The sequence below is a fragment of the Motilimonas sp. E26 genome (genome assembly GCF_021278025.1).
Classification (GTDB): domain Bacteria; phylum Pseudomonadota; class Gammaproteobacteria; order Enterobacterales; family CBDFNC01; genus Motilimonas.
The window spans coordinates 73887-99353 of the sequence record NZ_JAIBHJ010000012.1; the positions used below are offsets into that span (position 1 = coordinate 73887).

At 43.1% G+C, this 25467-nt stretch carries 21 protein-coding genes; 10 read left to right on the plus strand and 11 right to left on the minus strand.

The features are described from left to right. The first annotated feature begins 47 nt into the window (after nucleotides 1-47). The gene (locus tag K1M91_RS11875) at nucleotides 48-2231 is read left to right on the plus strand and encodes a malate synthase G (protein WP_232801979.1); all 2184 of its coding nucleotides are present in this window, start codon (nucleotides 48-50) and stop codon (nucleotides 2229-2231) included. Between the two features lie 187 nt (nucleotides 2232-2418). Further along, nucleotides 2419-4014, plus strand: coding sequence for an isocitrate lyase (locus K1M91_RS11880; protein WP_232802019.1), 1596 nt, complete (start codon nucleotides 2419-2421; stop codon nucleotides 4012-4014). A gap of 164 nt (nucleotides 4015-4178) precedes the next feature. Here the strand turns inward: K1M91_RS11880 and K1M91_RS11885 are convergent, their stop codons facing one another. Then, nucleotides 4179-4388, minus strand: coding sequence for a cold-shock protein (locus K1M91_RS11885; protein ID WP_232801980.1), 210 nt, complete (start codon nucleotides 4386-4388; stop codon nucleotides 4179-4181). A gap of 433 nt (nucleotides 4389-4821) precedes the next feature. On the opposite strand from K1M91_RS11885, the gene K1M91_RS11890 reads away from it, so the two are divergent. The 6 genes from K1M91_RS11890 (at nucleotide 4822) to K1M91_RS11915 (ending at nucleotide 11972) form a co-directional block, all read left to right on the plus strand. After that, nucleotides 4822-5619 (plus strand): transporter substrate-binding domain-containing protein, encoded by a 798-nt coding sequence (locus K1M91_RS11890; protein ID WP_232801981.1) that lies wholly within the window; start codon nucleotides 4822-4824, stop codon nucleotides 5617-5619. 230 nt (nucleotides 5620-5849) lie between these two features. Next, nucleotides 5850-7802, plus strand: a complete 1953-nt coding sequence (locus K1M91_RS11895; protein WP_232801982.1) for a GGDEF and EAL domain-containing protein — start codon at nucleotides 5850-5852, stop codon at nucleotides 7800-7802. Between the two features lie 220 nt (nucleotides 7803-8022). Next, nucleotides 8023-9054 (plus strand): methionine ABC transporter ATP-binding protein MetN, encoded by a 1032-nt coding sequence (gene metN, locus K1M91_RS11900; RefSeq protein ID WP_232801983.1) that lies wholly within the window; start codon nucleotides 8023-8025, stop codon nucleotides 9052-9054. Nucleotides 9055-9134: 80 nt separating this feature from the next. Continuing rightward, on the plus strand, nucleotides 9135-9788 hold the full coding sequence (locus tag K1M91_RS11905; protein WP_232801984.1) for a methionine ABC transporter permease: 654 nt from the start codon (nucleotides 9135-9137) through the stop codon (nucleotides 9786-9788). A gap of 11 nt (nucleotides 9789-9799) precedes the next feature. Further along, on the plus strand, nucleotides 9800-10642 hold the full coding sequence (gene metQ / locus K1M91_RS11910; protein WP_232801985.1) for a methionine ABC transporter substrate-binding lipoprotein MetQ: 843 nt from the start codon (nucleotides 9800-9802) through the stop codon (nucleotides 10640-10642). Between the two features lie 316 nt (nucleotides 10643-10958). Continuing rightward, nucleotides 10959-11972 (plus strand): DUF5924 family protein, encoded by a 1014-nt coding sequence (locus K1M91_RS11915; protein WP_232801986.1) that lies wholly within the window; start codon nucleotides 10959-10961, stop codon nucleotides 11970-11972. Between the two features lie 119 nt (nucleotides 11973-12091). On the opposite strand, the gene focA is transcribed toward K1M91_RS11915, so the two are convergent. The 5 genes from focA to K1M91_RS11940 form a co-directional block, all read right to left on the minus strand. Beyond that, nucleotides 12092-12943: a formate transporter FocA gene (gene focA / locus K1M91_RS11920; protein ID WP_232801987.1), complete on the minus strand. Its 852-nt coding sequence runs from the start codon at nucleotides 12941-12943 to the stop codon at nucleotides 12092-12094. A 214-nt stretch (nucleotides 12944-13157) separates the two neighbouring features. Beyond that, nucleotides 13158-13613: an EVE domain-containing protein gene (locus K1M91_RS11925; protein WP_232801988.1), complete on the minus strand. Its 456-nt coding sequence runs from the start codon at nucleotides 13611-13613 to the stop codon at nucleotides 13158-13160. A 62-nt stretch (nucleotides 13614-13675) separates the two neighbouring features. Then, a complete protein-coding gene (gene xthA / locus K1M91_RS11930) occupies nucleotides 13676-14485 on the minus strand; it encodes an exodeoxyribonuclease III (protein WP_232801989.1) in 810 nt (269 codons plus the stop codon). 103 nt (nucleotides 14486-14588) lie between these two features. Then, entirely contained in the window at nucleotides 14589-15482 is an 894-nt protein-coding gene (locus K1M91_RS11935) for a DMT family transporter (RefSeq protein ID WP_232801990.1), read from the minus strand. 91 nt (nucleotides 15483-15573) lie between these two features. Continuing rightward, nucleotides 15574-16581, minus strand: a complete 1008-nt coding sequence (locus K1M91_RS11940; protein ID WP_232801991.1) for an ion channel — start codon at nucleotides 16579-16581, stop codon at nucleotides 15574-15576. 187 nt (nucleotides 16582-16768) lie between these two features. Here K1M91_RS11940 and K1M91_RS11945 point away from each other — a divergent pair, with 187 nt between their 5' ends. Beyond that, the gene (locus K1M91_RS11945) at nucleotides 16769-17731 is read left to right on the plus strand and encodes a glutathione S-transferase family protein (RefSeq protein ID WP_232802020.1); all 963 of its coding nucleotides are present in this window, start codon (nucleotides 16769-16771) and stop codon (nucleotides 17729-17731) included. Between the two features lie 66 nt (nucleotides 17732-17797). Here K1M91_RS11945 and K1M91_RS11950 read toward each other — a convergent pair whose 3' ends face one another. Further along, the gene (locus K1M91_RS11950; RefSeq protein ID WP_232801992.1) at nucleotides 17798-19453 is read right to left on the minus strand and encodes a response regulator; all 1656 of its coding nucleotides are present in this window, start codon (nucleotides 19451-19453) and stop codon (nucleotides 17798-17800) included. Nucleotides 19454-19618: 165 nt separating this feature from the next. Here K1M91_RS11950 and K1M91_RS11955 point away from each other — a divergent pair, with 165 nt between their 5' ends. Next, a complete protein-coding gene (locus K1M91_RS11955; protein ID WP_232801993.1) occupies nucleotides 19619-20158 on the plus strand; it encodes a VC2046/SO_2500 family protein in 540 nt (179 codons plus the stop codon). Nucleotides 20159-20197: 39 nt separating this feature from the next. Here the strand turns inward: K1M91_RS11955 and purU are convergent, their stop codons facing one another. The 4 genes from purU to K1M91_RS11975 form a co-directional block, all read right to left on the minus strand. Continuing rightward, the gene (gene purU / locus K1M91_RS11960) at nucleotides 20198-21034 is read right to left on the minus strand and encodes a formyltetrahydrofolate deformylase (protein ID WP_232801994.1); all 837 of its coding nucleotides are present in this window, start codon (nucleotides 21032-21034) and stop codon (nucleotides 20198-20200) included. A gap of 32 nt (nucleotides 21035-21066) precedes the next feature. Then, nucleotides 21067-21540 carry a YchJ family protein gene (locus K1M91_RS11965; RefSeq protein WP_232801995.1) on the minus strand — a complete coding sequence of 158 codons (474 nt, stop codon included), beginning with the start codon at nucleotides 21538-21540 and terminating at the stop codon, nucleotides 21067-21069. Between the two features lie 181 nt (nucleotides 21541-21721). Then, on the minus strand, nucleotides 21722-23164 hold the full coding sequence (locus K1M91_RS11970; RefSeq protein ID WP_232801996.1) for a leucyl aminopeptidase: 1443 nt from the start codon (nucleotides 23162-23164) through the stop codon (nucleotides 21722-21724). A 78-nt stretch (nucleotides 23165-23242) separates the two neighbouring features. Then, on the minus strand, nucleotides 23243-25240 hold the full coding sequence (locus K1M91_RS11975; RefSeq protein WP_232801997.1) for a prolyl oligopeptidase family serine peptidase: 1998 nt from the start codon (nucleotides 25238-25240) through the stop codon (nucleotides 23243-23245). Nucleotides 25241-25467: the final 227 nt, after the last annotated feature.

The following is a 25467-nucleotide window of genomic DNA, read 5'->3' on the forward strand; positions in this document are numbered from 1 at the left end:
TCACACTTTAACCATAAACCGCCTGATCGTATTTAGAGGAAGAGGCCATGAACCAAGCGCTTAAAAAACAATGTGAAATTAATCAGGGCTTCTATCGCTTTATCAACGAAGAAGTTCTTCCCCTTACTGGTCTTAATTCAGCGAAATTTTGGGATGACTTAACGGCATTAGTCGATGAGCTTGCCCCTGAAAATCGCGCTCTATTAAGAACACGTCAGCAGTTGCAGGACCAAATTGATCAGTGGCATCGTGCTAATCCTCAATTCGATATGGAAAGTTACCAAGCCTTTCTTCGTGAAATTAATTACTTAGTTGATGAACCAGCCGCTTTCACTATCACAACTGACAATGTTGACCAAGAAATTGCAGAATTAGCGGGTCCCCAGTTAGTGGTTCCAGTAATGAATGCTCGCTTTGCACTCAATGCAGCCAATGCGCGTTGGGGGAGTTTATACGATGCGTTATACGGCAGCGATGCGATCCCTGCTGATTCAGGGTTGGCACCTTGTCGTAAATATAATCCAGCTCGCGGCAAACATGTAATTGATTTTGCAAAAGACTTTCTCGATCAAGTGTGTCCTTTAGAAAAAGGCTCCCATCATGATGTGGCCAGCTATACGGTGTATTTCCAGCATTTGTTAGCTTACTTTCCCGATGGCTCTGAATCAGGCTTAGTGTCACCTTGCCAGTTTGTTGCTTTCGCTAACTCAAAAGCCGATCCTAGCTCTATTGTGCTGAAAAATAACGGTTTGCATATTGAAGTTATCATCGACCGACAAGGCTTTATTGGCCAGCACGACTTATCAGGCATTGATGATATTAAAGTGGAAGCCGCCCTTAGTACCATTATGGACTTTGAAGACTCCATTGCTGCAGTAGACGCCAATGACAAAATTGCCGCATACCGTAATTGGATGGGGTTAATTCAAGGTAACCTAACCGCTGAGTTTGAAAAAAACGGCCACATAATGGCGCGCCATTTAAATCCCGACAAAATTTTCAATTGCAAAAATGGTGAAGAGTATCGCTTGCATGGTCGCTCGTTGTTACTTGTTAGGAATGTTGGCCATTTAATGGACACCGAGCTGATGCAAGATGCCCAAGGTAATTTTGCCCCTGAAGGTATGATTGATGCAGTGGTAACTAGCATGATTGGTATGTTGGATCTGCAACATGCGCATGATGCGGATATGAGCAAACGCGATATTCATAATAGTCGTACTGGCAGCATCTATATTGTTAAACCGAAAATGCACGGCCCTGAAGAAGTGGCGTTTACTTGTCGTTTGTTTGCACGGGTTGAAGACATGTTAGGGCTGGCGCGCAATACCATCAAATTAGGCATTATGGATGAAGAGCGTCGCACTACTGTTAACCTTAAAGCCTGTATCTATGAAGCGAGAGAGCGGGTATTTTTTATCAACACAGGATTTTTAGATCGCACCGGTGATGAAATTCATACCAGCATGGAAGCGGGGCCTTTCCTACCTAAAAATGAGATTAAGCAACAGGTGTGGATCCAAGCTTATGAAAACGCCAATGTCGATGCTGGTTTAGCCTGCGGCTTTCCTGGTAAAGCGCAAATAGGCAAAGGTATGTGGGCGATGCCCGATGAAATGGCTTCGATGCTAACAGCAAAAATTGATCATCCTCGCTCAGGTGCGAGTACGGCTTGGGTGCCTTCACCCACCGCAGCAGTGCTACACGCATTGCACTATCACCAAGTAAATGTAAATGAAGTGCAGCAGCAACTCAAAGGACGCACTGCTACCCCATTATCCAAGGTGTTAACTATTCCATTAATGACGGCACCGCAAGGGTTGACCCATGAGCAAATTGAAAATGAGTTAGCTAACAATATCCAAGGCATTTTAGGTTACGTGGTGCGCTGGGTTGAGATGGGGGTTGGCTGCTCAAAAGTGCCAGATATTAATAATATAGGCTTAATGGAAGACAGGGCAACCTTACGTATTTCTAGTCAGCACATCGCTAATTGGTTAAAGCATGGGGTTTGCACACAGCAGCACGTGGAGGCCGTAATGGATCGCATGGCGCAGCAGGTAGATCAGCAAAACGCGGGCTTAGCGGGTTATTGCAATATGAGTCCAAATACCGAGCAAAGCTTAGCATTTCAAGCTGCTAAGGCCTTGATATTTGAAGGAGAGCATCAACCAAGTGGCTACACCGAGCCATTGTTACATCAATATCGACAACTCGCGAAACAAGCTTAACGCCGTCGCGTGAAGTTGTACTGAAGGAAGGTGCCCACTGAGTTGAGTTCAGTGGGCGAGCTAAAAAGATCGACACCGAAAGTTGGCGAACAGTCACAAAATAAGTGAGATACAACCCGCTTGCACATGGCTGAATAATTCTGCTATGGCCAGCGCACAAACCATAGGATAAAAGAGGCGAAATATGATGACTTATACAACACAAATGACTCATGCCAGCAATTTTTTAGCGCAACAAGGTGATACATGGCGCGCGATTAACCCTGAGTTTGTCGTAAGAATGCGATTACAAAATCGCTTTAAAACTGGGTTGGATATCGCACAATACACCGCAGATATTATGCGCCGTGACATGCAAAGTTATGACAATGATGCAGGCCAATACACGCAATCTTTGGGTTGCTGGCATGGCTTCATTGGTCAGCAAAAAATGATCTCAGTTAAGAAGCACTTTGGCACGACTAAAGGTCGGTATTTGTATCTATCAGGCTGGATGGTGGCAGCCATGCGCTCTGAGTTTGGTCCATTGCCAGATCAATCGATGCACGAGAAAACTTCGGTGCCAGCGTTAATTGAAGAGCTATACACCTTTCTAAAACAAGCCGATGCTCGAGAGTTGAATCATTTGTTTAAAGATTTAGATAGCGCAAGACAAGAGGGCGATCATGTCAAAGAGCGTGCTGTGCAAAAACGTATTGACGATTTTGAAACGCATGTCGTCCCCATTATTGCTGACATTGATGCTGGTTTTGGTAATGAAGAGGCTACCTATTTGCTAGCTAAAAAAATGATCGAAGCAGGTGCTTGTTGTATCCAAATTGAAAACCAAGTGTCTGATGCTAAGCAATGCGGCCATCAGGACGGTAAAGTGACCGTGCCACATGAAGACTTTTTAGCCAAAATTAATGCGGTGCGCTATGCCTTTATGGAGTTAGGTATTGAGAACGGTATTATTGTGGCGCGCACCGACTCATTAGGCGCGGGGTTAACACAAAAAATTCCAGTTTCACAATTCGCTGGTGACTTGGCAGATCAATACAATGGGTTTATTGACGGTGAAGAAGTAACAGATGTAAGCAGTTTAGACTCAGGGGATATGGTGATCCGCCAAGGAGATAAATTGATCAAACCAACTCGTTTAGCCAATGGTTTAGTAAAATTTAAAGCCAATACGGGTGAAGACAGAGTGGTTTTAGACTGCATTACTTCGTTGCAAAACGGTGCTGATTTATTGTGGATTGAAACCGAAAAGCCTCACGTTGAGCAAATTGCAGGTATGGTGAATCGCATTCGAGAAGTTATCCCAAATGCTAAGCTGGTATATAACAACAGCCCGTCATTTAATTGGACACTAAACTTTAGGCAACAAGTGTTCGATGCATGGCAAGAGCAAGGCAGAGATCTAAGCAGTTATCACCGTGAAAACTTAATGAGTCAACAGTATGATGACAGTGAGCTAGCCCAAGTCGCGGATGAGAAAATTCGTTGCTTCCAGCAAGATGCGTCTAAACAGGCAGGTATTTTCCATCACTTGATTACCTTACCAACATATCATACAGCAGCGCTGTCAACAGATAATCTTGCGAAAGACTATTTTGGCACGCAGGGCATGTTGGCGTATGTGGAAGGGGTACAGCGACAAGAAATCAGACAAAGTCTCGCCTCGGTTAAACATCAAGACATGTCTGGCTCTAACATTGGTGATGATCACAAAGAGTACTTTTCAGGCAATCAGGCTCTGAAAGCATCGGGACAAAATAATACGATGAATCAGTTCTCTTAAAGCATCCACTTAATAATCAAAGCGGTTGGTGTGTTTACATCAGCCGTTTTTTATTGATAAAGCTTAGAAATCAGGGAGAAAATGATGGGACAAATAATTAAGAAAGTGTAAAAACAAAAAAAGCTGACCTAAGTCAGCTTTTTTACTAAGTAAAAACTCTTAAATTAAAGAGTTGTTACGTTAGCAGCTTGAGGACCTTTTTGGCCTTGCTCTAGGTCAAAAGAAACTTTTTGACCTTCAGCTAGCGTTTTGAAGCCTTCAGAAGCGATTGCACGGAAATGTACGAATACGTCAGCGCCGCCGTTATCTTGAGTGATAAAACCGAAACCTTTATCTTCGTTGAACCATTTAACGATACCAGTTGATTTAGACATGTTTGTCTCCTAACTTTTCAAAAATAATTCGCATAAAATGCGTTGTAGTAGCCAGAAAAGAATTATTTATGTGTTGCAAAAACTATGTAAGGAAAGACTTCATGACACTAACTGATTAACAGATGGAACGAAGGTTTCTAAAGCATAACATTGTAGTATTACATATAAACAAAGGTCTGTCTGACAGGCCGTGTACGATATTAACACAGCTCAAGACAAAGTAAACAAGTTAAATGCAATTATAAAAAATTAATTGCGATGGGATTTTGTGATGTCAATTGCCGTACCGTAAAGGTGCAGGTGTGATGCACGTATTAGTTGCGATTTTACTTAATGGTTTTCATTCGCGATTAGGGGGCGCTCCGCTAACGAGAGTAAACTCATCTATACTCACTAAAGCCCTAGAGTTTGCTGTCTACCGTTGAGGTTAGCTATGAGAGAAGCCCTTATCGTTACTATGGTTTTTATGCTGGTACTCATACCTAAGGCAGCTTGTTCCAATCCTGCAATGCCCAGTCTGTCTTCACCTGCGCCGAATAGCAGTGTCATAGTGGCGACTGACGAGTGGCCTCCTTTTCGTATTAGCATTGATAAGAAAGGGGGGTTTACAGGGTTTGATATTGACTTGCTACAGGCTTTAAGTGCTAAAACGGGGATCCAATTCAATGTTAAGCGTTACCCTTGGGCGAGGGCCTTAAGTCACATGGAGATAGGTCAAGTCGACATGATGGTTGGGCTAGCTAAAACGGCCGAACGTGAACAATTTATCGATTATATACCAACAAGTTACTATCATTGTCGACCCGCTTTTTATACGCAAAAAGACATCCCTAAGCCCATTAATAGTTACCAAGATTTGTATTTTTATCGTGTTGGATATGTACTGGACTCTGCCTACTTTGAGCCTTTTGACTCTGATGATGCAATGGTAAAACATGGGGTTCCAACAGAAATTCAACTGCTTAGAATGGCTAAAAAAGGGCACTTGGAAGTATTTATTGGTACAGATTGTCAGGTTGAGTATGAGATAAACAAAAGAGGTCTTTGGCAACAATTATCCAAAGCCGCTTATCAACCCAAGCAGGATTTGGCGCTGTATATTGGTTTTTCAAAATTATCTAACCATCGCTACCTATCAAGTAAGATTGAACAAGCATTGAAAGAGCTAATGATAGAGCCTGAATTTACTGAAATTAAAGCTCGATATTTTGGTCGTGAAGATCTGTATTAAGGGCCGCTCTTCTTATTATCAATTCTCTAGTTGTGGCGCCATTAGCATAGAACTTTGTAGTTTCAAGTTTTGCTGATTAATCTTGAAATTGGCATAAGCATTTTGCAAGCCGTGTTTTAGTTTTGTTCAATGATTTGTAAATGGTGTGATTATTAATATCTAACTCTGTATTCTAGTCGAGTAAAAGCGACATATGCTCACGATCTAAGTAGTAAGAGGTGTATCATTGCATGAATGTTAAACTAGATAGCCATCCAACTAGTATTAGCCGCTATTATTTGCTTGTGTCGTGCTTCCTTACGGTTTTAGTTGATACCTTAGTGTATTATTTTTTCCATAATGAAATCAGTGTGTTGAGCTTAGTGATTTATTCACTTTTCTTTAATCTGCTGTTAGTCGTTTATTTTAACGTGAAAAGTTTAAACAGCACTATTACCCAACTGCACAATAGTAAAGTGCAGTTAGAGCGGGCAAATCGTCGTTTACATATTGATGTTGCGGCTTTGTCTGATCAGACACAAAAATATCAAACACTATTGAATAGCTTGCCTGACTTAGCTTGGGTAAAAGATACCAAAGGGCGTTTTCTAACAGTGAATGCTCAGTTTGAAAACGCATTTGGCATTAACTACGAAACGCTGATTGGGAAAACAGACTTTGATCTTTCCCATCCTGCGGATGCCAAACAATACCGCCAAGATGACCTGCAAGTAATGGAGACGGGGCAGCAACTTAGGCAAGAGTTTTTCGCTACAGCGGTGGATGGATCGCAATCTTGGATTGAGTTAATTAAAGTGCCGGTAGTGAAAGCAGGTAAAGTAGTTGGCACCGCGGGCACGGCAAGAGACATAAGTGAGCGCAAGAGAGCTCAAGAAAAGCTGGCACATTTGGCGCATTTTGATTCTTTAACGGGGTTGGCTAATCGTTATTCGCTAGAGCAAGACCTAACTAAATTACTGGCGTGTGAACCGTCGAGTTTACTGGTCGCTTTTCTTGATATGGACAATTTTAAATTAATCAATGACTCCATGGGACATGCCGCGGGAGACCAAGCGCTCATCGCAACCGCAAAGCGATTACGGCAAAGTGCCCCCGCAGATACACAAATTTATCGCCTAAGTGGTGATGAGTTTGTTCTAGTTGCTCAAGGCGTTGTTGGCAGCGAACAAATTCAACGTTGGTCTACCGCCATCATGGAAAGTGTTTGTCAGCGTTGTGAAATTGACTCTTTTGAGTTTGACTTAGCGGTTACCATGGGCATTAGCCTTTATCCACAACATGGCACGGAATGTTGGGAGCTGGTAAAGAATGCTGATATTGCGATGTACCAAGCGAAGCTAGCGGGACGCAAGCGCTACCAACTGTTTTCCGAACAATTCGCCGGCCTCGCGCTACAACAAATTTCGATGGATAAACGATTACGTCAAGCAATTGAAGAAAAACAACTTTTTTTGCGCTATCAACCTATGGTCAATGGCTTAAATGGTACCATATTAGGAATGGAAGCCTTGATCCGTTGGCAAGACCCTGAGCGTGGTGAAATCAGCCCTGCTGGTTTTATTCCTTTTGCTGAACAATCGGGCTTAATTTCTGATATTGGCAAATTTGTACTAGAGGAAGCCTTAGCGCAGCAGGCTCAATGGTTAGCATTAGGCCTATCCTGTGTTCCTATCTCTATTAATGTGTCTGGTTTACAGTTTCATCAACATGATCTTGTTAAAGATATTGCCATGCGACTTGGCAGTTCTAATGTTCCAGGGTCATTGATTGAGCTGGAATTGACTGAAAGTATATTGATGAAGGATGAAGTAAAGCTGTATGAGACATTAAGTCAGCTACGTCAGCTTGGTTTGAGTTTGAGCGTGGATGACTTTGGTACTGGCTATTCCAATTTGGCCTACCTATCACGCTTCCCAATCAGTAAACTTAAAATTGACCGTTCGTTCGTTGACCATATTGATCAGAAACCCGATCAGCAGATTATTACGCGTGCCATTATAGAGTTGTCAAAAAATTTGGGTCTTAACGTAGTGGCTGAAGGCGTGGAGCGTAAACTCGAATTGGAGCAGGTTATCAGCTTAGGCTGTACTACCATTCAAGGCTACTATTTTGCCAAACCTTTACTTGCTGAAGAAGTGGCCGAGTTACTCACCCAAGAAGCGCCCTATATTAATGGTTGTTAAGAGAGTGGTGCCTAGCATGGATTCACTTCGCCTATGCACCTGTCTCCCAATCACCTATCTGTTTAGTCTTAATTAATATATTGACTTAATTTTTTATAATTTTTAGCATCATGTCCCATTTATTTAGGTTATTATTAGGCCTAACAACCTGCTGGTTTAATTTTAACAGCGAATATCACTGCTTTTGCACTTAGTCTGTACTCGGGACATTACCAACACTATGATCCAACTGGAAAATATTAATAAGATATTTGGCAAGGGAGAACAACAAGTTGTCGCTCTTAATCATGTCAATCTTAACATTGAAGCGGGCCAAATTTTTGGTGTGATAGGGGCGTCAGGCGCGGGGAAAAGTACACTGATCCGCTGTGTTAACCTATTAGAGCGGCCTGATTCTGGCAAAGTCATTGTGGATGACACGGAATTAACCTCGCTAAACAAAACAGAATTAGGCCAAGCACGTAGAAAAATCGGCATGATTTTTCAGCACTTCAACTTGTTGTCGTCACGCACAGTCGCCGAAAATATCGCCTTACCATTAGAGTTTGAACGTTATGAAGGGGCCAAAATCAAGCAGCGCGTCGCAGAGTTGTTAGCATTAGTTGGTTTAACCGATAAAGCGAATGTGTATCCAGCTCAACTAAGTGGTGGACAAAAACAGCGTGTTGCGATTGCGCGCGCATTGGCAACATCGCCTAAGGTATTGTTGTGTGATGAAGCGACATCGGCACTCGATCCTGAAACCACAAAGTCGATCTTGAATTTACTTAAAGACATTAACCACAAGCTGCAAATCACCATTTTGATGATCACCCATGAAATGGAAGTGATAAAAACGATTTGCGATCAAGTGGCTATTATTGATCGCGGCGAGCTAATTGAGAAAAATAGCGTGGCTGACTTTTTCTCACACCCGAAAACAGAATTAGCGAAACGCTTTATCGCGGCCACGATACATATTGAAATCCCCTATGACTACCAAATGCGCCTTGCTCCGTCTCCTCAACAGGGCTCATTTCCTTTAGTACGCCTTGGCTTTTCAGGGGCCAGTGTTGATGCGCCGTTGATTTCAGAACTTAGCCGTAAGTACCATGTTGATGTGAGTATCTTAAGTGCCAATATGGACTACGCTGGTGGCGTTAAATTTGGCTATATGCTCGCCGAGTTGTTTGGCGAATCCGAGCAAACAGATTTAGCCATTCAGTTTTTGCTTGAGCATCATATTAGCGTAGAGGTGCTGGGCTATGTCTAAAGCAGTCAGTTTATTTAGGCTATTTATCGGCCAAACATCCATCTTCATTTTTTCCACTTATTATCTAGAGGTGCAGGCTAATGTCTGAAGCCATGATAGCGTTATTAACACAGGCCTTTGGCGAAACCCTAATGATGGTCGGGCTATCGGGCTTAATTAGTTGTGTATTTGGCATCCCGCTAGGCGTGTTATTACACAACACCAAAGCGGGAGAGTTGTGGGCGAATCCAACCCTTAACCATATTTTAGGTATTTCCGTAAATATTGGTCGCTCTGTACCTTTTATTATTTTGCTAGTGGCCATTATTCCACTTACTCGCATCATCGTTGGTAGCTCCATTGGCACCTTAGCCGCAACAGTACCTTTGACCATTGCCGCTATTCCCTTTGTGGCACGCTTAATTGAAGGGGCGCTAATGGAAGTACCTTCAGGCTTAGTTGAAGCAGCCAATGCGATGGGCGCTACGCCATTACAAATTATTTGCAAAGTCTGCTTGCCAGAGGCCTTGCCGGGTATTATCAATAGCATCACCATCACTTTGGTTACCTTAGTGAACTACTCTGCCATGGCTGGCGCAGTGGGCGGTGGGGGGTTAGGTGATGTTGGTATCCGTTACGGCTTTCACCGTTTTGAGCCGCAAATACTCATTATTACTGTCATTGTGCTTATTGCATTAGTGCAGGTAATACAAATGCTAGGTGATTACCTAGTGAATAAAGTCGACCATAGATAATGGAAATCAAAATGAAGCTAACGTTAAAACACTGGTTTGGCTCGTCTGCTGTGGCAGCCGCGTTATTATTAACAGGTTGTGGTGATAAAGCTGTGACTGAGCAAGCGCCTGCAGAGGCGCCTGTCGCACAAGTACAAACCCTAAAAGTCGGTGCGATTGCGGGTTCTGAAGCGCAATTAGTCGAAGAAGCGAAAAGAGTTGCACTAGAGAAATTTAATCTCAATGTTGAAGTGGTCACTTTTACCGATTACGTGACACCTAATATTGCCTTATCTGACGGCAGTATTGATGCCAATGCATTTCAGCACCAACCCTACCTAGACACCATGATCAAAGATCGTGGTTTCAAGCTAGCCAATGTTGCTAATACCTTTGTTTACCCGATCGCAGGCTACTCTAAAACCGTCAAAAATGTCAGTGAGCTTGAAGAGGGGGCTAAAATAGCAGTTCCTAATGACCCAACTAACCAAGGCCGCTCGCTTATATTGTTAGCAAAGCAAGGTTTGTTCACCTTAAAAGCAGATGCAGGTTTAAATGCCAGTATTATGGATATTGTTGACAACCCGAAAAACTTCGAGCTAATTGAATTAGAAGCGGCACAACTTCCTCGTTCATTAGATGATGTATCGTTAGCGGTCATTAATACCACTTATGCTTCATCAATTGACTTATTACCGACACGTGATGGCTTGTTTGTTGAAGATAAAGATTCACCTTATGTGAACATTATTGCAACGCGTGAAGATAACAAGAACGATGAAAGAGTTGTGCAATTTATTCAAGCATTCCAGTCTGAAGCTGTTTACAACAAGGCTCAAGAATTGTTTCAAGGTAGTGTTGTAAAAGGTTGGTAAGACATAGCTTGCTATGTAAGTTGAAACCTTAGTAAGCCATCGTTATAAGACCTATTGATTAGTTGGTTTTTATAGCGGTGGTTTTTAGCTTTATACCGCCAGTAATATCAACAGCTGAGCGATTAGCTTTAACCTTATGGCTGGAGGCGTTAAGGTTTGCTCTCGTCGTAAAGGTTGCTCCCAATATTCACATTTTTTGTAGTTTCACACTGGCTTTTCAGTCGATTATTAACTTACGATGGGGTTAAAATCAGTAATATTATAAATTATTTACAGAAAAAACGAGCATACACCATGGGAATGGATTGTTTACTTAATGAATGAGTTTAAAAACCTGATCATAAAATTATTTTATTTTATGAAAAAGAAACCGGGCCTTCTTGCCGTGTTGGCTTTTTGTTCAGGTGTGGCGAGTTATGTATTAGTTGAACGTAAAGAATCTCTCGCTCAATTGATGGCTATATTTTTGCTGCTCAGTTGGCTCTGGTTACTTATTGATAATTGGGCAAGAGATCGACTGGAGCGCCGTTTCGGTGTGACATTATCTCCTAACATTATGCGCTTCGCATTACAAATGGTGCATCAGGAAAGCTTGTTTTTTGCATTACCCTTTTTTCTCGCTGTCACTCAATGGGACCATCCCCAGGCCATTTTTACTTCCTTGATTGTTTTTTGCGCCTTCATTTCATTGGTCGATCCACTTTATTATAAAAAACTTGCCTTGAACCGCACGCTCTTCTCTATTTTTCATAGCTTTGCTTTATTTGTCGTATTACTAGTAACATTGCCCGTTTTATTTCATCTAACGACCAGTCAAAGCTTATCAACCGCATTATTAGTTACCATTGTTGTAACTATACCAAGCATAGGTATTTTTATGGCAAATGGTCACTGGTGGCGATTTCCTTTTATTATTTCATTGCTCTGTATATTGAGCTTGGTCGTTTGGATGTTACCTAGTTTGATCCCTCCTGCAGCCTTACGTTTAACAGCTATCACTTTATCTCATGAACTTGATCTCGAACAAAAAAAACCAGGGGATAGTATTAAAGAGTTAGATGCCGCAGCACTTCACCGCCTAGGGCTATACAGTTGGACCGCTGTTAAAGCTCCACGTGGCTTAAATGAAAAAATTTACCATGTTTGGTTACACAACCAGAAAGAAGTTGATCGTATTATATTGAATATTAGCGGTGGACGAAGTGAAGGGTATCGCGCCTGGACCCATAAAATGAACTTTCCAAGTAACGCGGAAGGTAGCTGGCAAGTTAAAGTGGAAACAGAGTCAGGGCAGCTGATTGGTTTAACTCGATTTACCGTTTTACCCTAAGGCTAGACTTGCGCGATAAAAGTAAGCGAACGAACGCAAATTAGTTTACCTAGTTATTTAAGCGTTCGTTGCTTGGGTATGACAAAGTAAGTTTTCTCACTTATAGCAAGTTGGTCGAGTTACACTTTAGGTTTTAAATGGATAATCCAGTAAGTCATCCCCACCAATAATCCGCCGAGTATGTTACCGATAGTGACCGGAATAAGGTTATGTAACACAAACTGCTTTAACGTTAAGTCAGCGTATAATGCGGGCTCTAGTCCAACATTTTGCCAAAAGGCAGCGTCGGCAAAAGTGTGAACCATTATCCCCATTGGCACCATAAACATATTCGCAATACTGTGTTCAAACCCTGTGGCAACAAACATAGCAACGGGTAACAGCATCACTACTACTTTGTCGGTGGCACTGCGACAAGAAAACGTCATCCAAGTGGCTAAGCAAACCAGCAAGTTACACAGTAATCCTAGCGCAACCGCTTGGGTAAAATCATGATGGAGTTTGTGCTGGGCAATATTCATTGCATTCACCCCCCATGCGCCGTTTGCCACTAAGTGAAGTTTGGCAAACCAAACCAACAGTACAAAAAAAGCCGCGCCAATTAAGTTGCCAACATAAACAGTGGCCCAGTTTTTTAATAACTGTGAGCTGCTAATGCGACCACTGGCTCTGGCGATGGTAGTGAGTACTGACGAAGTAAATAAATCTCCGCCGCAAATTACCACTAAAATAAGCCCTAAACTAAACGCTAAGCCACCCACTAAATGAGAAATACCGTAGGCCATGTCAGCTGTGCCGATGGTCACCGTGGTGTAAAAAACAAAGGCGATGGAAATAAATACACCGGCAGAAATCGCCAGCACTAAAGATTGAAAGGGGTTTTTCGTTGCTTTATAGATCCCAACTTCTTCGGCTTTTTTCGCCATTTCAGTCGGCATTAGTGAATCAAACGGATTTTTTTGTGTTTCCAAAGTTCAGGCTCAGCTACAAGTGAATGAAAAAGGCCGACAGATTAACAAAAAAAGTGTGATCTGGATTGATAAATATCAGGAATATGAAAAATATCAGTAACAGTGAGGTGATTTAAATACCTCTATCGGGTGCGATTAGCCTAGAGCGAATGCTAACCCAATGGAGATAGTGACAGCGCTTGTAACGCGTTACCTTAAGAGCTGTCGCAGAAAGTTAAACCATAGCCTCAATTTGTTGCCATTCTTGCTCGGTAACGGGCTGCACCGAAAGCCGCCCTTGTTTAACCAATATCATACTAGCTAATTCTGGCTGCGCTTTAATTCGTCCAAGGCTGATCACGCGTGGGTAGGTCAATTTGTGCTTAATATCCACACAAAACCAGCGGGGGGTATCAAAGGTGGATTTAGCATCAAAATATTTGCTGTTTTCATCGTATTGTGCGGGATCAGGGTAGGCGGCGCGAACAATTTCGGCCACGCCAACTATGCCAATTTGCTTACATTGGCTGTGGTACATAAATACTAAGTCGCCCTCGGCCACTTTATCTCTTAAAAAGTTTCGCGCTTGATAGTTTCGAATGCCATCCCATTTTGCGGTTTGGTTTGGCGCTAGTTGTAGATCGCGGATACTGTATTCGTCGGGTTCGGTTTTAAACAGCCAATAATTCATTATTTTGTTTCACTGGTAAGGCAGATGAGCGAACGGATACTCGCTCATCCGTTTGAGATAAATTAGTTACTAAAACTGGTCCAAATGGGGGCATGATCAGAGGGCTTTTCAATGCCGCGGAGTTCATAATCAATACCAGATTCGGTGGCTTTCTCAGCTAAGGATGCCGTAGCAAGGATCACATCAATACGTAGGCCGCGATTATCATCAAAACCTTTTGAGCGGTAATCAAACCAGCTGTATTGATCACTAACCGTTGGATTTAATTGACGGAAGGTATCAACTAAACCCCAGTTGGTTAAGCGCGCGAGCCATTCTCGCTCTTCAGGCTGAAAGCTACATTTACCGGTTTTTAGCCAGCGCTTTGCATTGATGTCGCCGATCCCGATATCAAGATCAGTTGGCGAAATATTGATATCTCCCATCACAATCAGCTGTTCGCCAGCCTGGTGCTGGGTTTCTAAATACTGCTGTAAGTCGAGGTAGAATTGGCGTTTGTAAGGATACTTGGTTTCATGGTTAATATTGTCACCTTGTGGGAAATAGCCATTCAAAATTCGCACCGGTTCGCCGTTTGCGTCTGCGACCGTGACCATGATCATGCGACGTTGGGCATCTTCAGAATCGGTCGCAAAGCCTTTTTGTACCGCAAGGGGCTTTTGCTTACACAGCATAGCTACGCCGTAATGGGCTTTTTGACCATGAAAATAAACGTGATAACCCATGGCTTCAACGTCTGCGAGTGGAAAAGCATCATCGTGAACTTTAATTTCTTGCAGGCCAATGACGTCAGGCTGGTGCTTTTCTATTAACGCTTGCAGCTGATGTAGGCGTGCGCGCAGGCCATTGATGTTAAAAGAGACAATTTTCATGATAAAAATCCAATTCAGAATGTGGCCACATACTAGTGCAGCTATAAATAAGATTCAATCTGGATCCTATACCCAAAGTATCTCTGGGGTGATTGGGCATATGTTAGCTTTGGCCAATTGGTTTCTCTGCCGTAGGGGCCGTTTTTTTATGCTGCTGACTAATGTAAACGCCGATAAAGATACAGGCAATGGCCAGCCCTTGTAATAGTGAAATAGTTTCACCCAGTAATAAAACGGCGAGTAGTAACGCAAAAACAGGGATCAGGTTTGAAAATGCCGCCACTTTTAAAACGCTCACTTTGGCGATGGCGTAATTATAGAGTCCGTAAGCACCAATCGTAACAAAAGCCCCAAGATAAACAATGCAGAACAAACTCATTAAGTCTTGTTCTGCAGGGAACGGGATAACAAACGCTTGGGGAGCAAAAAATAAGCTGCCACTGATCCCTTGTAAGGCAATCAAGCTAAGCGGCGAGTAACGCGTGGATAGTTTTTTCACACACAGGGTATAAACCGCGGCAAAAAACATGGCACCCATTTCCAGCGCGTTACCCAAAAGTGGGTTTGGTGCGTGCTCGGAGGTATTTGATACCACAGACAGTAAAATACTGCCGCCAATGCAAAATAAAAAGCCCACCGCAATGGCACTAGAGCATCGCTCTTTTAGGAAAAACCATGCCAAAACTGCGACAAAAATGGGTAGGCAAGACACTAATACGCCCGCTTGCGCGGCAGAAGTATAAAGTAACGCTTGGCCTTCAAACCAAAAAAATAAGCAAGGCTCAGCTGCGCTCATTAACAGTAGTAGTTTCCAGTCGCCTGACTGATAGTTAAATTGACGTACCCAGCGCCATAAGCAAGCGCAGCAAATCAAAGTAATAGACATGCGTAAAAACATGACCCATTCAGGGGGATAAAACTGAATGGCATGTTTGAGTGCGATGTATGAGCTGCCCCAAATGATCATGGCAATGGTTAGGCTGAGGTTAGCAGGCATGGCAATTAGTCCGTTAATATACTGCAGGTGATTAAATTAGCAGCTAATTTACCTGTAATAGTCGGGCTTATCCAGCATAAATGAAAAGACTTTAACGAGTCATTTTTTTTACAAATACCACCACGAATAAGGCAATAGTAAAGCTACCAGTGAAGGCTTCTATTGCCGCCATGCCGCGTGATAGGCCTATCGGGGTAAAGTCACCATAGCCTAGGGTGGTAAAGGTGACTACGCTGTAATAGAGACATTCGAGCAACGAGATAAAATTTTCCATTATGCTGTGATTAACATTGAAGGAAACAATTTCACCAGCAAAGCTAATACCAAAAATAAAGTAAAAAATAGCACTGACAATAATCAGTAAAATCGAAAACAACACCACGCGCAGTGGGTCTTCACCATAACCACAGAATAAATCGACTGTTTTAGAAAATAACCGTGCAAATGACCATTTTGGCATTTGATAACGCCGCATTTTTAGCTCTTGCTGTAAGAAGGGGCCTGCGAGTGTAAATAATCCTTGTTGTTCACTGGCTTTACGTAAATCACGATAAATTTCTTCTGCCTGCTCGTAGTTATCCCAAGCGGAGTTCAGATCATTTTCTTTTAAGGCTTGTTCGGCGCGTTGTTCTTGCAGTAGTTTTTTACCAATTTTTACATTATCTATTTTCGCTTTAATCAGCTTAACGCCAAGTAAATTGCATTCCTCTAAGTGTACGCAATGAATATTCGCTCCTGTTAAATCGGCCTTCATTAGGCTGCCTTTGCAAATCGAGGCGTTAAATAAGTGGGCGCCGCGCAGGTTGGCACGGTAGAAATCACAGGCGGTTAAATCATAACCGGTTTTAGAATGACGCTTTACTAGATTAACGCCCTCTAAATTAGCGTGTTGTAGCGCTAAGCCGTGAAGCATTCCGCCTTGAGCGGCATATTGTTCTAAGCGGCTGGCTATATCCTCACCTGACTTATCGGTATTGGGATCGTGCCAAAAACACAGTCCTGACGAGCCTGCTGCTGCTTCACATTGCGCACCTAAGTGATCAACATACTGGCAATGATGTTGGCATTCACTTAATGGTTCTTTAATGCGTTCAGACATAACCCTTTCCCTACTAATGCCTTAGCTGAGTATAGGCGAAAGAATCTGGCTTGCTACAGGAGATAGGGAGAGGGCAAAGTGATAATGTTGGTAAAAAGTTCTAATTAATTGAATGGTTTTGGCGAATTATCTAGCTTGTTATCGAATTTTTATTAATTACACTTAATAAACTAACAAGGGAGGAATGATGGGATTATTAGTAAAAGGTCAGTGGCAAGACCAGTGGTATGATACCGAAAAAAGCCAAGGTGAATTCAAGCGAGAGCAAAGTCAGTTTCGCTTTCAAATCACACCCGATAGTGAAGCCGGCTTTTTCGCGGAGTCTGGGCGCTATCATCTATATGTTTCCTTAGCTTGTCCTTGGGCGCACCGCGCCTTGATCTTTCGTCAGCTAAAAGGTTTAACCGAACATATTAGTGTTTCTGTGGTCAGTCCTGATATGCTTGAAAACGGCTGGGAGTTTGATCAACAAGCTGGGCTGGTGGATGATCTTTATCAAAATGACTATCTCTATCAGGTTTATCAAAAAGCCGATCCGCAATACACTGGGCGCGTGACTGTGCCTATTTTATGGGACAAGCACACCCAGTCTATCGTTAATAATGAATCGGCCGAGATCATTCGTATCCTCAACTCTGCATTTAACGAGCTAACAGGTAATAACCAAGATTACTACCCGTTAGCGTTACGACCAGAAATAGAAGCCATTAATCAAAGAGTATATGAACGAGTAAACAATGGTGTGTATCGATGTGGTTTTGCTACCACTCAACAAGCGTATGAACAAGCCTTTACGGAATTGTTTAATGAGCTTGACCATCTAAATGGCTTACTTGGCAAGCAACGCTATTTGGTTGGTGATACGTTGACTGAAGCCGATTGGCGTTTATTCACGACATTAGTACGGTTTGATGCAGTATATGTGGGGCATTTTAAGTGTAATCATAAGCGCATTGCTGATTACCCTCACTTGCAGGGCTATTTAAAAGAGTTATATCAAATGCAAGGTATCGCTGGCACGGTTAATATGGAACACATCAAGCGTCATTATTATTTTAGTCATACTATGATTAATCCGACTCAGGTTATTCCTGTCGGCCCTCAACTTGACTTTGATTCCCCTCATCTACGTGACGAGCAAAGTAGTTAGCAGTGAGAAGTCGTTAGCCAAAACCATGCAGCAGGCAATCAAAAATATTGCCTGCTGCATGTCGCGCTATTTTTTCCCTGGCATTCGAGCTGCTTGATGAAAATCTGCTTTTAAGGCTAGGAATCGTTCTCTGTGCGCGCCGGATAAAGGCACGCCTTCTAAGGTGCTAATACAGCTTTCACATTCTTCAATGAATTTACGTGCTTGCTTTTTATCCGCTAATAGCAATTTAATACTGGCCTGAAGTTTATTAATTGCAGCACCTGAGTTCATTGGCGCTTTTTTCAAGGCGCGATCAAAATAGCCTCGAGCGGCTTCAAAATCACCATGCTCGTATGCTTGCTTACCCATTTTATTAAGATCTTTGAATGCGGCGAGGGTTTCTTTCATTTCACCTTGAGCCACTTTTTCCAATGTTTTACTGGTGACATCATCAAGCACATCACGTGTGGCTAAGGTATCGGCCATTGCCTCGGCATATTCATATTCACCAATGCCGGCTAAGGCTAGCATAGACTCCGCTAATATAGCGGTCGACGCATCATCATGCTGCTCTAAAATCGGTTCAATGGCGTGTAATAAGGTGCGCTTTGCCTTTAGCATTTCACCTTTGGCTTCATGCACGCGGGCATGACAAATATGCTCGTACATATCAAAATCAAAGTCTTCTTGGCGGCCTTCTTCATGACGACCTTTGAACAGAGCTGAATGTACATCTTGCAGGATCCGGTTTCTACGGTGAGGATCTTCTGTGTGTTTTGCGGCATCTAAAATACTGCGTACGTAGTTGGCTAAATGCTCCACAGCGGGGTAAAACGAATTACGCGATAGTTGTAAAATGGCGCCAAAGCTGTCTTTGGCCATGTCAAACTCTTGGGCGTCGGTAGCAAGACGCGCCAGCAGTTTATGCCTATCAATGCTGTGGTAGGCTAACTCTGCCGCCCGAGTGACAATACTCAGAGCCTTCTCTGGATGGCCTTTTGCTTCATAAGCCCGGCCAAGCCATTCATAGGCATCAATGAGTAAGGCATTTGATTTGATGACTTTCTCGAGAGTGGTGATCGACTTGTCGTATTTTCCTTGCAGAAAATATACTTTACCTAAGGTAATACAGGCCCAAGTAAACTCACGCTGTTCAACAATTTTTTCTAGTAAGACTTGCGCCGAGTCGTAGCGCTCGGTGCGGATCAGCATCTCTGCCATTAAGTTACGGCAGTAATTTTTGTACCGAGTATCTTCTTTGAGTTTACGTCGGCAGTAAGCTGCTGTTTTATCGTATTCTTTTTCGCGTAGCGCGGTATAAATATCCACTAAATCGGATTTTTTTCGGTAACAGCGTTGCACCCGAGTATCTAATTGATGGCCCGAAAAAGGCTTCATTAAATAATCATCAGGCTCAAGTTCAAGGGCAGTAAGCACCATTGAACGCGAATTATCGCCCGTCACTATAAATAACATAGCGTCAACACTGACTAGGTTGTGGTTACGTAAGTATTCAAGTAACTGGCGGCCATTTTTACCTGAACCTAGGTTGTAGTCCACTAACAATAAGTCAAAGGAGGTTTCACGACAGAGTTTTACCGCCGCTTCAGCAGTGTCGGCAAAAGAAACAGAGCCACAGCCTAAGTTAGTGAGCATGGCTTTTAACATGACTTGGAAAGCACGTTGATCGTCAACGATCAGCACTTTCTTGTTGTGGTAACTATAAGCTTTTGGTTCCAATGAGGTTTCCTAGTGTTTATTCAGTACTTTAAGCAATTTAAGCCAGCCACAAAAGTGTAGTCAAAAATGTATCGGGCTTGCATTATAAAGTGAAGATAAATATTTATTCATGTTTTCTTCTATTGTGCCGATATCAATCTTAACCTTGCTAACTTGTGTGATGAGATGATATCAGGACAAATTCGCCAACATTTGCTTACCGATGAACTGCAGTTAGGGCAAAGCCTTAATCAAGCTATTCATCACGGACAGCGAGCGCAGTTCTCGTTGTTGTTAAGCATGCTTTGTGCTGATGTTCCTGAACTACCTCAATTTGGTTTAGCCGATAAGCCTATGATGAAAAAGCCAGAGGCTGATTTACGGGCTGAATTTGGTTTAGGTCAACCTCTGCCTATTCGTGGGCCTGGTATTTCGGCAGACAGAGCAAAATCGTTCAGTGAGTTAACGGCCCAAGGCCTTAATGCAAGTGTTCGCTTACAACAGTTATTGCAACCTACGCCTTTATGTCAAAATGATCCCACTGGCGGTTTAGGCCAAGAAGTTTTGGATAATGTCAGTCTAAAAACGCGCTTGCAGTGGATGGAAAAAATGAACAAAACGGTTCCCGAGCCCGTTAAATACGACGAGATTAGCATGAATCAGATCATTGAAGGCTTTGACTACGATAAAGAGCTAAAACTACATAAGCTTGATATGGTGGCGTAAATTAAGGCCTGCTTAACAGGCCTTATTATGTCGAAGCGACTATCTGAATACGACGGTTTTGTTACCGTAAACAAACACTTTTTCATCTAACACCAGCGACAATGCACGCGTTAATACTAATTTTTCAACGTCTTTACCCGCTTTCGCCATGTCTTGTGCACTAAAGCTGTGATCAACGTGGATCACATCTTGGGTAATGATAGGCCCTTCATCTAAATCATTATTAACAAAGTGCGAGGTTGCGCCAATGATTTTAACGCCGCGATCGAACGCTTGCTTATATGGGCTGGCACCGATAAAAGCAGGTAAGAAACTGTGGTGGATGTTAATGATTTTATTCGGGTAATTAGCTACAAATTCCGGCGTTAATATACGCATGTATTTTGCTAGTACCACATAGTTTGGATCATATTGATTAATCAATTCAACAATTTTGGCTTCGTGCTCAGGGCGAGACAAACCCTCGTGGCTCACAGTGTGGTAAGGAATATCAAATTTAGTTACTAAGTCTTCCAATGCATCGTAGTTACCAATCACCGCAGCAATTTCAACATCCATGCCACCGTAAGCTTGCTTCATTAAGATATCACCAAGGGCATGTGCTTCTTTGGTTACCATAATAACAATACGTTTACGCCCAGCTTGTACTAAATTGCGATTAGCACCTTTGGGCAGTGCTGAATCAATATCGGCTAAGAACGTCGCATCATTAAAGTGGCCTTCTAATTCGGTACGCATAAAGAAGCGGCCAAAGTCATTATCAACAAACTCATTATTCTTAATGATATTTAGCTGGTGCTTGTAACAAATGTTGGTAATTTGCGCGATTAGGCCTTTTTGATCTTGGCAATCGGTTAACAGTATTTTACGTTCCATCTTAGTGCTCAACTCAAATTATTTTTAATTAATTATTTGCCACAACAGGCTTTAAATTTCTTTTGACTCATACAGGGGCAAGGATCATTGCGCCCCGGTAGTCGTGATTTTTTATTCGGATTAAATGCCCCGTCGGTGTAAACCCATGCGCCATCAACACGGCTAAACTGCGATATTTCGTGATGATAATGCAGTTCGTTATTGACCATAAACCAAGCGCAAAATTCAACCGAGCCTTGGCTATCATTCGGCCCACCTTGGCTGGCTAAAATTTGCAAGCTGCGCCAATCGGTTTCTTTGCCTGATTGGGCTAAGGTTTCAGGTGTAAGGTCGGCACGATAATCGGGGTGCCAAGTGTTAAATAAATATTCCCCTAATTGCTCAATATAAGCACTAAAACGTGAGCGCATGAGAGCTTCACAAGTGGGGGCCGCGAATTCACCTAAATGTAAAGGTTGGCAGCATTTTTCATAGGGTAAATCATTACCACAGTGGCAGCGCGTCATTTAATTCTCCTTAACGGCGCTATTATGCACAGGTTGGGCAGGATAATGAAGTAACGAGAGGGAAGAAAAAAGGACTAGGTTAGCGCAATAGACCAAGAAGCAGTTAACCGAGCGGCTAACTGCTGTGTTATTTCAGCTAGTTAAGCTATCTTTGCCATATTTTAAGCAATACAGATAGCGCTTACTCTGCTTGCTTTGCAAGTAGGTATTGCGTCAGCATTGGCACCGGGCGGCCCGTTGCACCTTTACTGCCTTGCCATGCTGTACCTGCAATGTCTAAATGTGCCCAAGTGTATTTTTCAGCAAAGGCTTTGAGGAACATGGCGGCAGTAATTGAGCCTCCCGCGCGTGCAATTGAGCCGGTATTACGCAAATCAGCAAATGGAGAGGTAATTTCAGCTGCGTAATCGTCCCATAAAGGCATTGGCCAGCCGCGATCCCATGACTCATTCCCTGCTGCTAATAGTTCGCTGCTTAAGTTATCATCATTGGCATAAACCGCAGTAGGGTGCACCCCTAAACCAACGATCACTGCGCCAGTTAATGTCGCAATATCTACCACACTGGCTGGGTTAAAACGCTCTGCATAGGTCAGAGCATCAGCTAATACTAGTCGGCCTTCGGCGTCAGTATTGATAATTTCAATGGTCTTACCACTCATGCTAGTGACCACGTCACCCGGCTTAGAAGCGCGTGCCGAAGGCATGTTCTCAGCTGCAGCTATGATAGCAATGACGTTTAACGCAGGCTTCAGTTCAGATAAGACATGCATGGTACCTAACACGGCAGCGGCCCCGCCCATGTCGTACTTCATTTCTTCCATGCCAGCACCTGGCTTTAGGCTGATACCGCCACTGTCAAAAGTTAATCCTTTACCCACGAGTACGTGTGGGGCTTGATTGGCTTCGCCGCCTTGGTATTGCAGCACAATCAGCTTAGCCGCTTCATCGCTGCCTTTTGATACTGACAAAAATGAGCCCATGCCCAAGGCTTCCATATCTGTTTCTTCAAGTACTTCTATTTCAAACTCGCTGTGTTGCTCAGCCAGCTTAGCGGCAAATTTGGCGAGGTAGGTTGGCGTACAAATATTTGACGGCAAATCGCCCAGCTGTTTGGTGACATTCATACCATTGGCGATGGCTTGACCTAACGTCACCGCGGCATCATTGGTATTTTCAGTAATAAAAACCAGTAGCTCGGTTTTAGTGACTGGTGTTTTTTCTGACTTAGTGATGTCGTAGCTGTACAGGCTGCTGAGCCACTGCTGAGTGATTTGCGTTAGGGTCCAGCTAATGTCACGCTTTTCAGGAACGAGTACGTCAACTAAGAGGCTAAGTTGAGCTTGGCTTTCTTTTAGGGTGACAGCTAAGTTTTGTACTAATTTGAGTAGTTCATTTTCACTGAATTTTTCACGTTTGCCGGCGCCAACAAGTATCAGTGGTTGCTCTGCGTTGAAGAACGGGGTGACAACACCCGCTTTAGTGCTGATCTGCTCTTGTTCGATCAAGGTTTTAATTTGCGCTTCAGCTGATAAACCCGAAAGGGCGCAGAGATCATCTTTGAATACAGGAACCACAAGGGAGCCCGTTATTGCTTGTTCTGGTGTTGCAAAAATAAAGTTCATATTACCACTCAGTTTATTTCGTTGTATTACATGGTGAAGTTAAATGAGCTTCACCTTCGTGATTCAAATTTGCGCGCTTTATTTATGGCCTAGGCGATGCCAGAAGTAGGCAAAATCCATGGCTTTGGTATAAGCGCTTTGTTTTAAATCAGCCGCGCCAGCATGACCTCCTTCGATGTTTTCATAGTAGAAAAATGGGTGGCCAAATTCTGCCATTTTAGCGGCTAGTTTGCGGGCGTGGGCAGGATGAACACGATCATCCTTGGTTGATGTTCTCAACAACACTTTAGGGTAGTTGCGATTTTCGACTAAATTTTGATAAGGCGAGTAAGTTTTGATAACGGCCCAGTCTTCTGCAATATCGGGATTTCCATACTCTGCCATCCAACTGGCACCGGCTAAAAGTAGATGAAAGCGTTTCATGTCCAGTAAGGGTACCAGAATATTAATTGCATTAAACAGTTCAGGACGTTGAGTTAAGCATACGCCCATCAACAAGCCGCCATTTGAGCCGCCCATTGCGCCAAGGTGTTTTGGTTGGGTCACCTTACGATTGATTAAATCTTCTGCAACAGCAAAAAAGTCATCATAGGCGCGTTGGCGATGATGAGTGAGAGCTGCCTGATGCCAAGCTGGGCCAAACTCGCCACCCCCGCGGATGTTGGCGATGGCATATGCGCCCCCTTGTGCGAGCCAAGTTTTACCCGCATGCGCCAGATAGCTTGGCTTTAATGCAATTTCGAAGCCGCCATAACCATACAAAATAGTGGGGGTGTTGCTATCGAGTAACAGGTCTTTTTGTGCGATCAGAAAATAGGGAACTTGCGTACCGTCTTTTGAGTTAACCCAATGCTGCTGCACCTGAAGATTGCTTTGATCAAATTGAGGCGCTAATTGGTATAAAATTTTCGGCTGCTGATTAGGAGCAAGTAAAAATAATGATTCTGGCAGCAGGAAGCCTTCAGCTTTAACGAGTACGCTGTCGTCCTCTTCGCTGGCATCAATAACCGATAAACTTAAGTTTGCCTGTGGCGTGAGATCAGTGGCATGCCAGCTTTTGTCGAGGCCAAGTAAGCGCGAACTAACGTTTTCAAGTAGCTCAAGGTAAAGTACGTTTTTGGCTGGCGTAATGCGCTGGATTGCCGCTTTGCCACTAGGGCGATACACCAGCGTTGGCTCAGGCTGTTTAGATAATAAGCTTGCCATTGGCAAAGCGACTAAATCGGCTTGTTTAAACTCAAGCCAATCTGTTTTTAAGCTGACCAGTACATGGTCGTTAAACAGCCCTTGAATATCGTGTTGTTCAGGTAAGGGCAGTTCGATCAATTGCTGGCCAATAAGGATATAAGTGCGGTGATGGAAAAAATCAACACAGCGAGTGACGCCTGTGTATGATTGTTCGCCTTGCTCTAAACGAAAAGTAAAAAGGCCCATTTCTGAAGTCGGAATAGTCAGTAGCGACTGACTATTATTAAGATCTTTTTGACGGCTCCATAGTTTAACTTGTGCCGGATAGCCAGAATCAGTCAAGCTGCTTGGGCCAAAATCCGTTGCCACTATTATTTGCTGTTCATTTACCCAAGCGACCATGTTCTTGGCTTTAGGTAAGTGAAACCCTTCTTTTTCAAACCTGTTTGTTTCAAGGTTAAATTCGCGAATAATGCCTGCATCACTGCCGCCTGGGCTGAGTTTAACCAAGGCTTTGTTGTGCCCTGGTGCCAGTACATCTATGCCGCCAAGAACCCAGTTGGCTTGCTCATGTTTATTTAAAGCATCAAGGTCAAGTAAGGTTTCCCACTTGGGCTTGCCAGCCACAAAATCGGAAAAGGCTGCTTTACGCCATACGCCTTTGATATGGTCTTTGTCTTGCCAAAAATTAAAGTAATTGCCGTCGCGTCGAGTCCCATAGGGGATTTTTTGGTTGTTCTCAAGGCTGCTTAAAATCGCATCTTGAAATGGCTTAAATACAGGGATTTGCTCTAACTCGGCTTGGCTGCGTTGGTTCTGCTCCTTTACCCAATCAAGGGCAAGTTGGCTTTCCACTTCTTCTAACCATAAATAGTTGTCTTGTTCCATGTGTACTCCAAATTTTAAGGTGAAATGGTTTTCCGAGCCACCAAAGTGAGAAATAGGTGTCAGCCAAATTAGTGGAATAATGCCAAATTGGATCTATCAAGGCATAACACAAGGCGCATTGAGTTAACAAAGTGTCTATTAATAAGCTCTAAAGGCGCACTCAGTGAGGCTTGAGCTGAGCAACAGGTATATATCAATTGATAATTATTTTCACTTATAAAAAATCG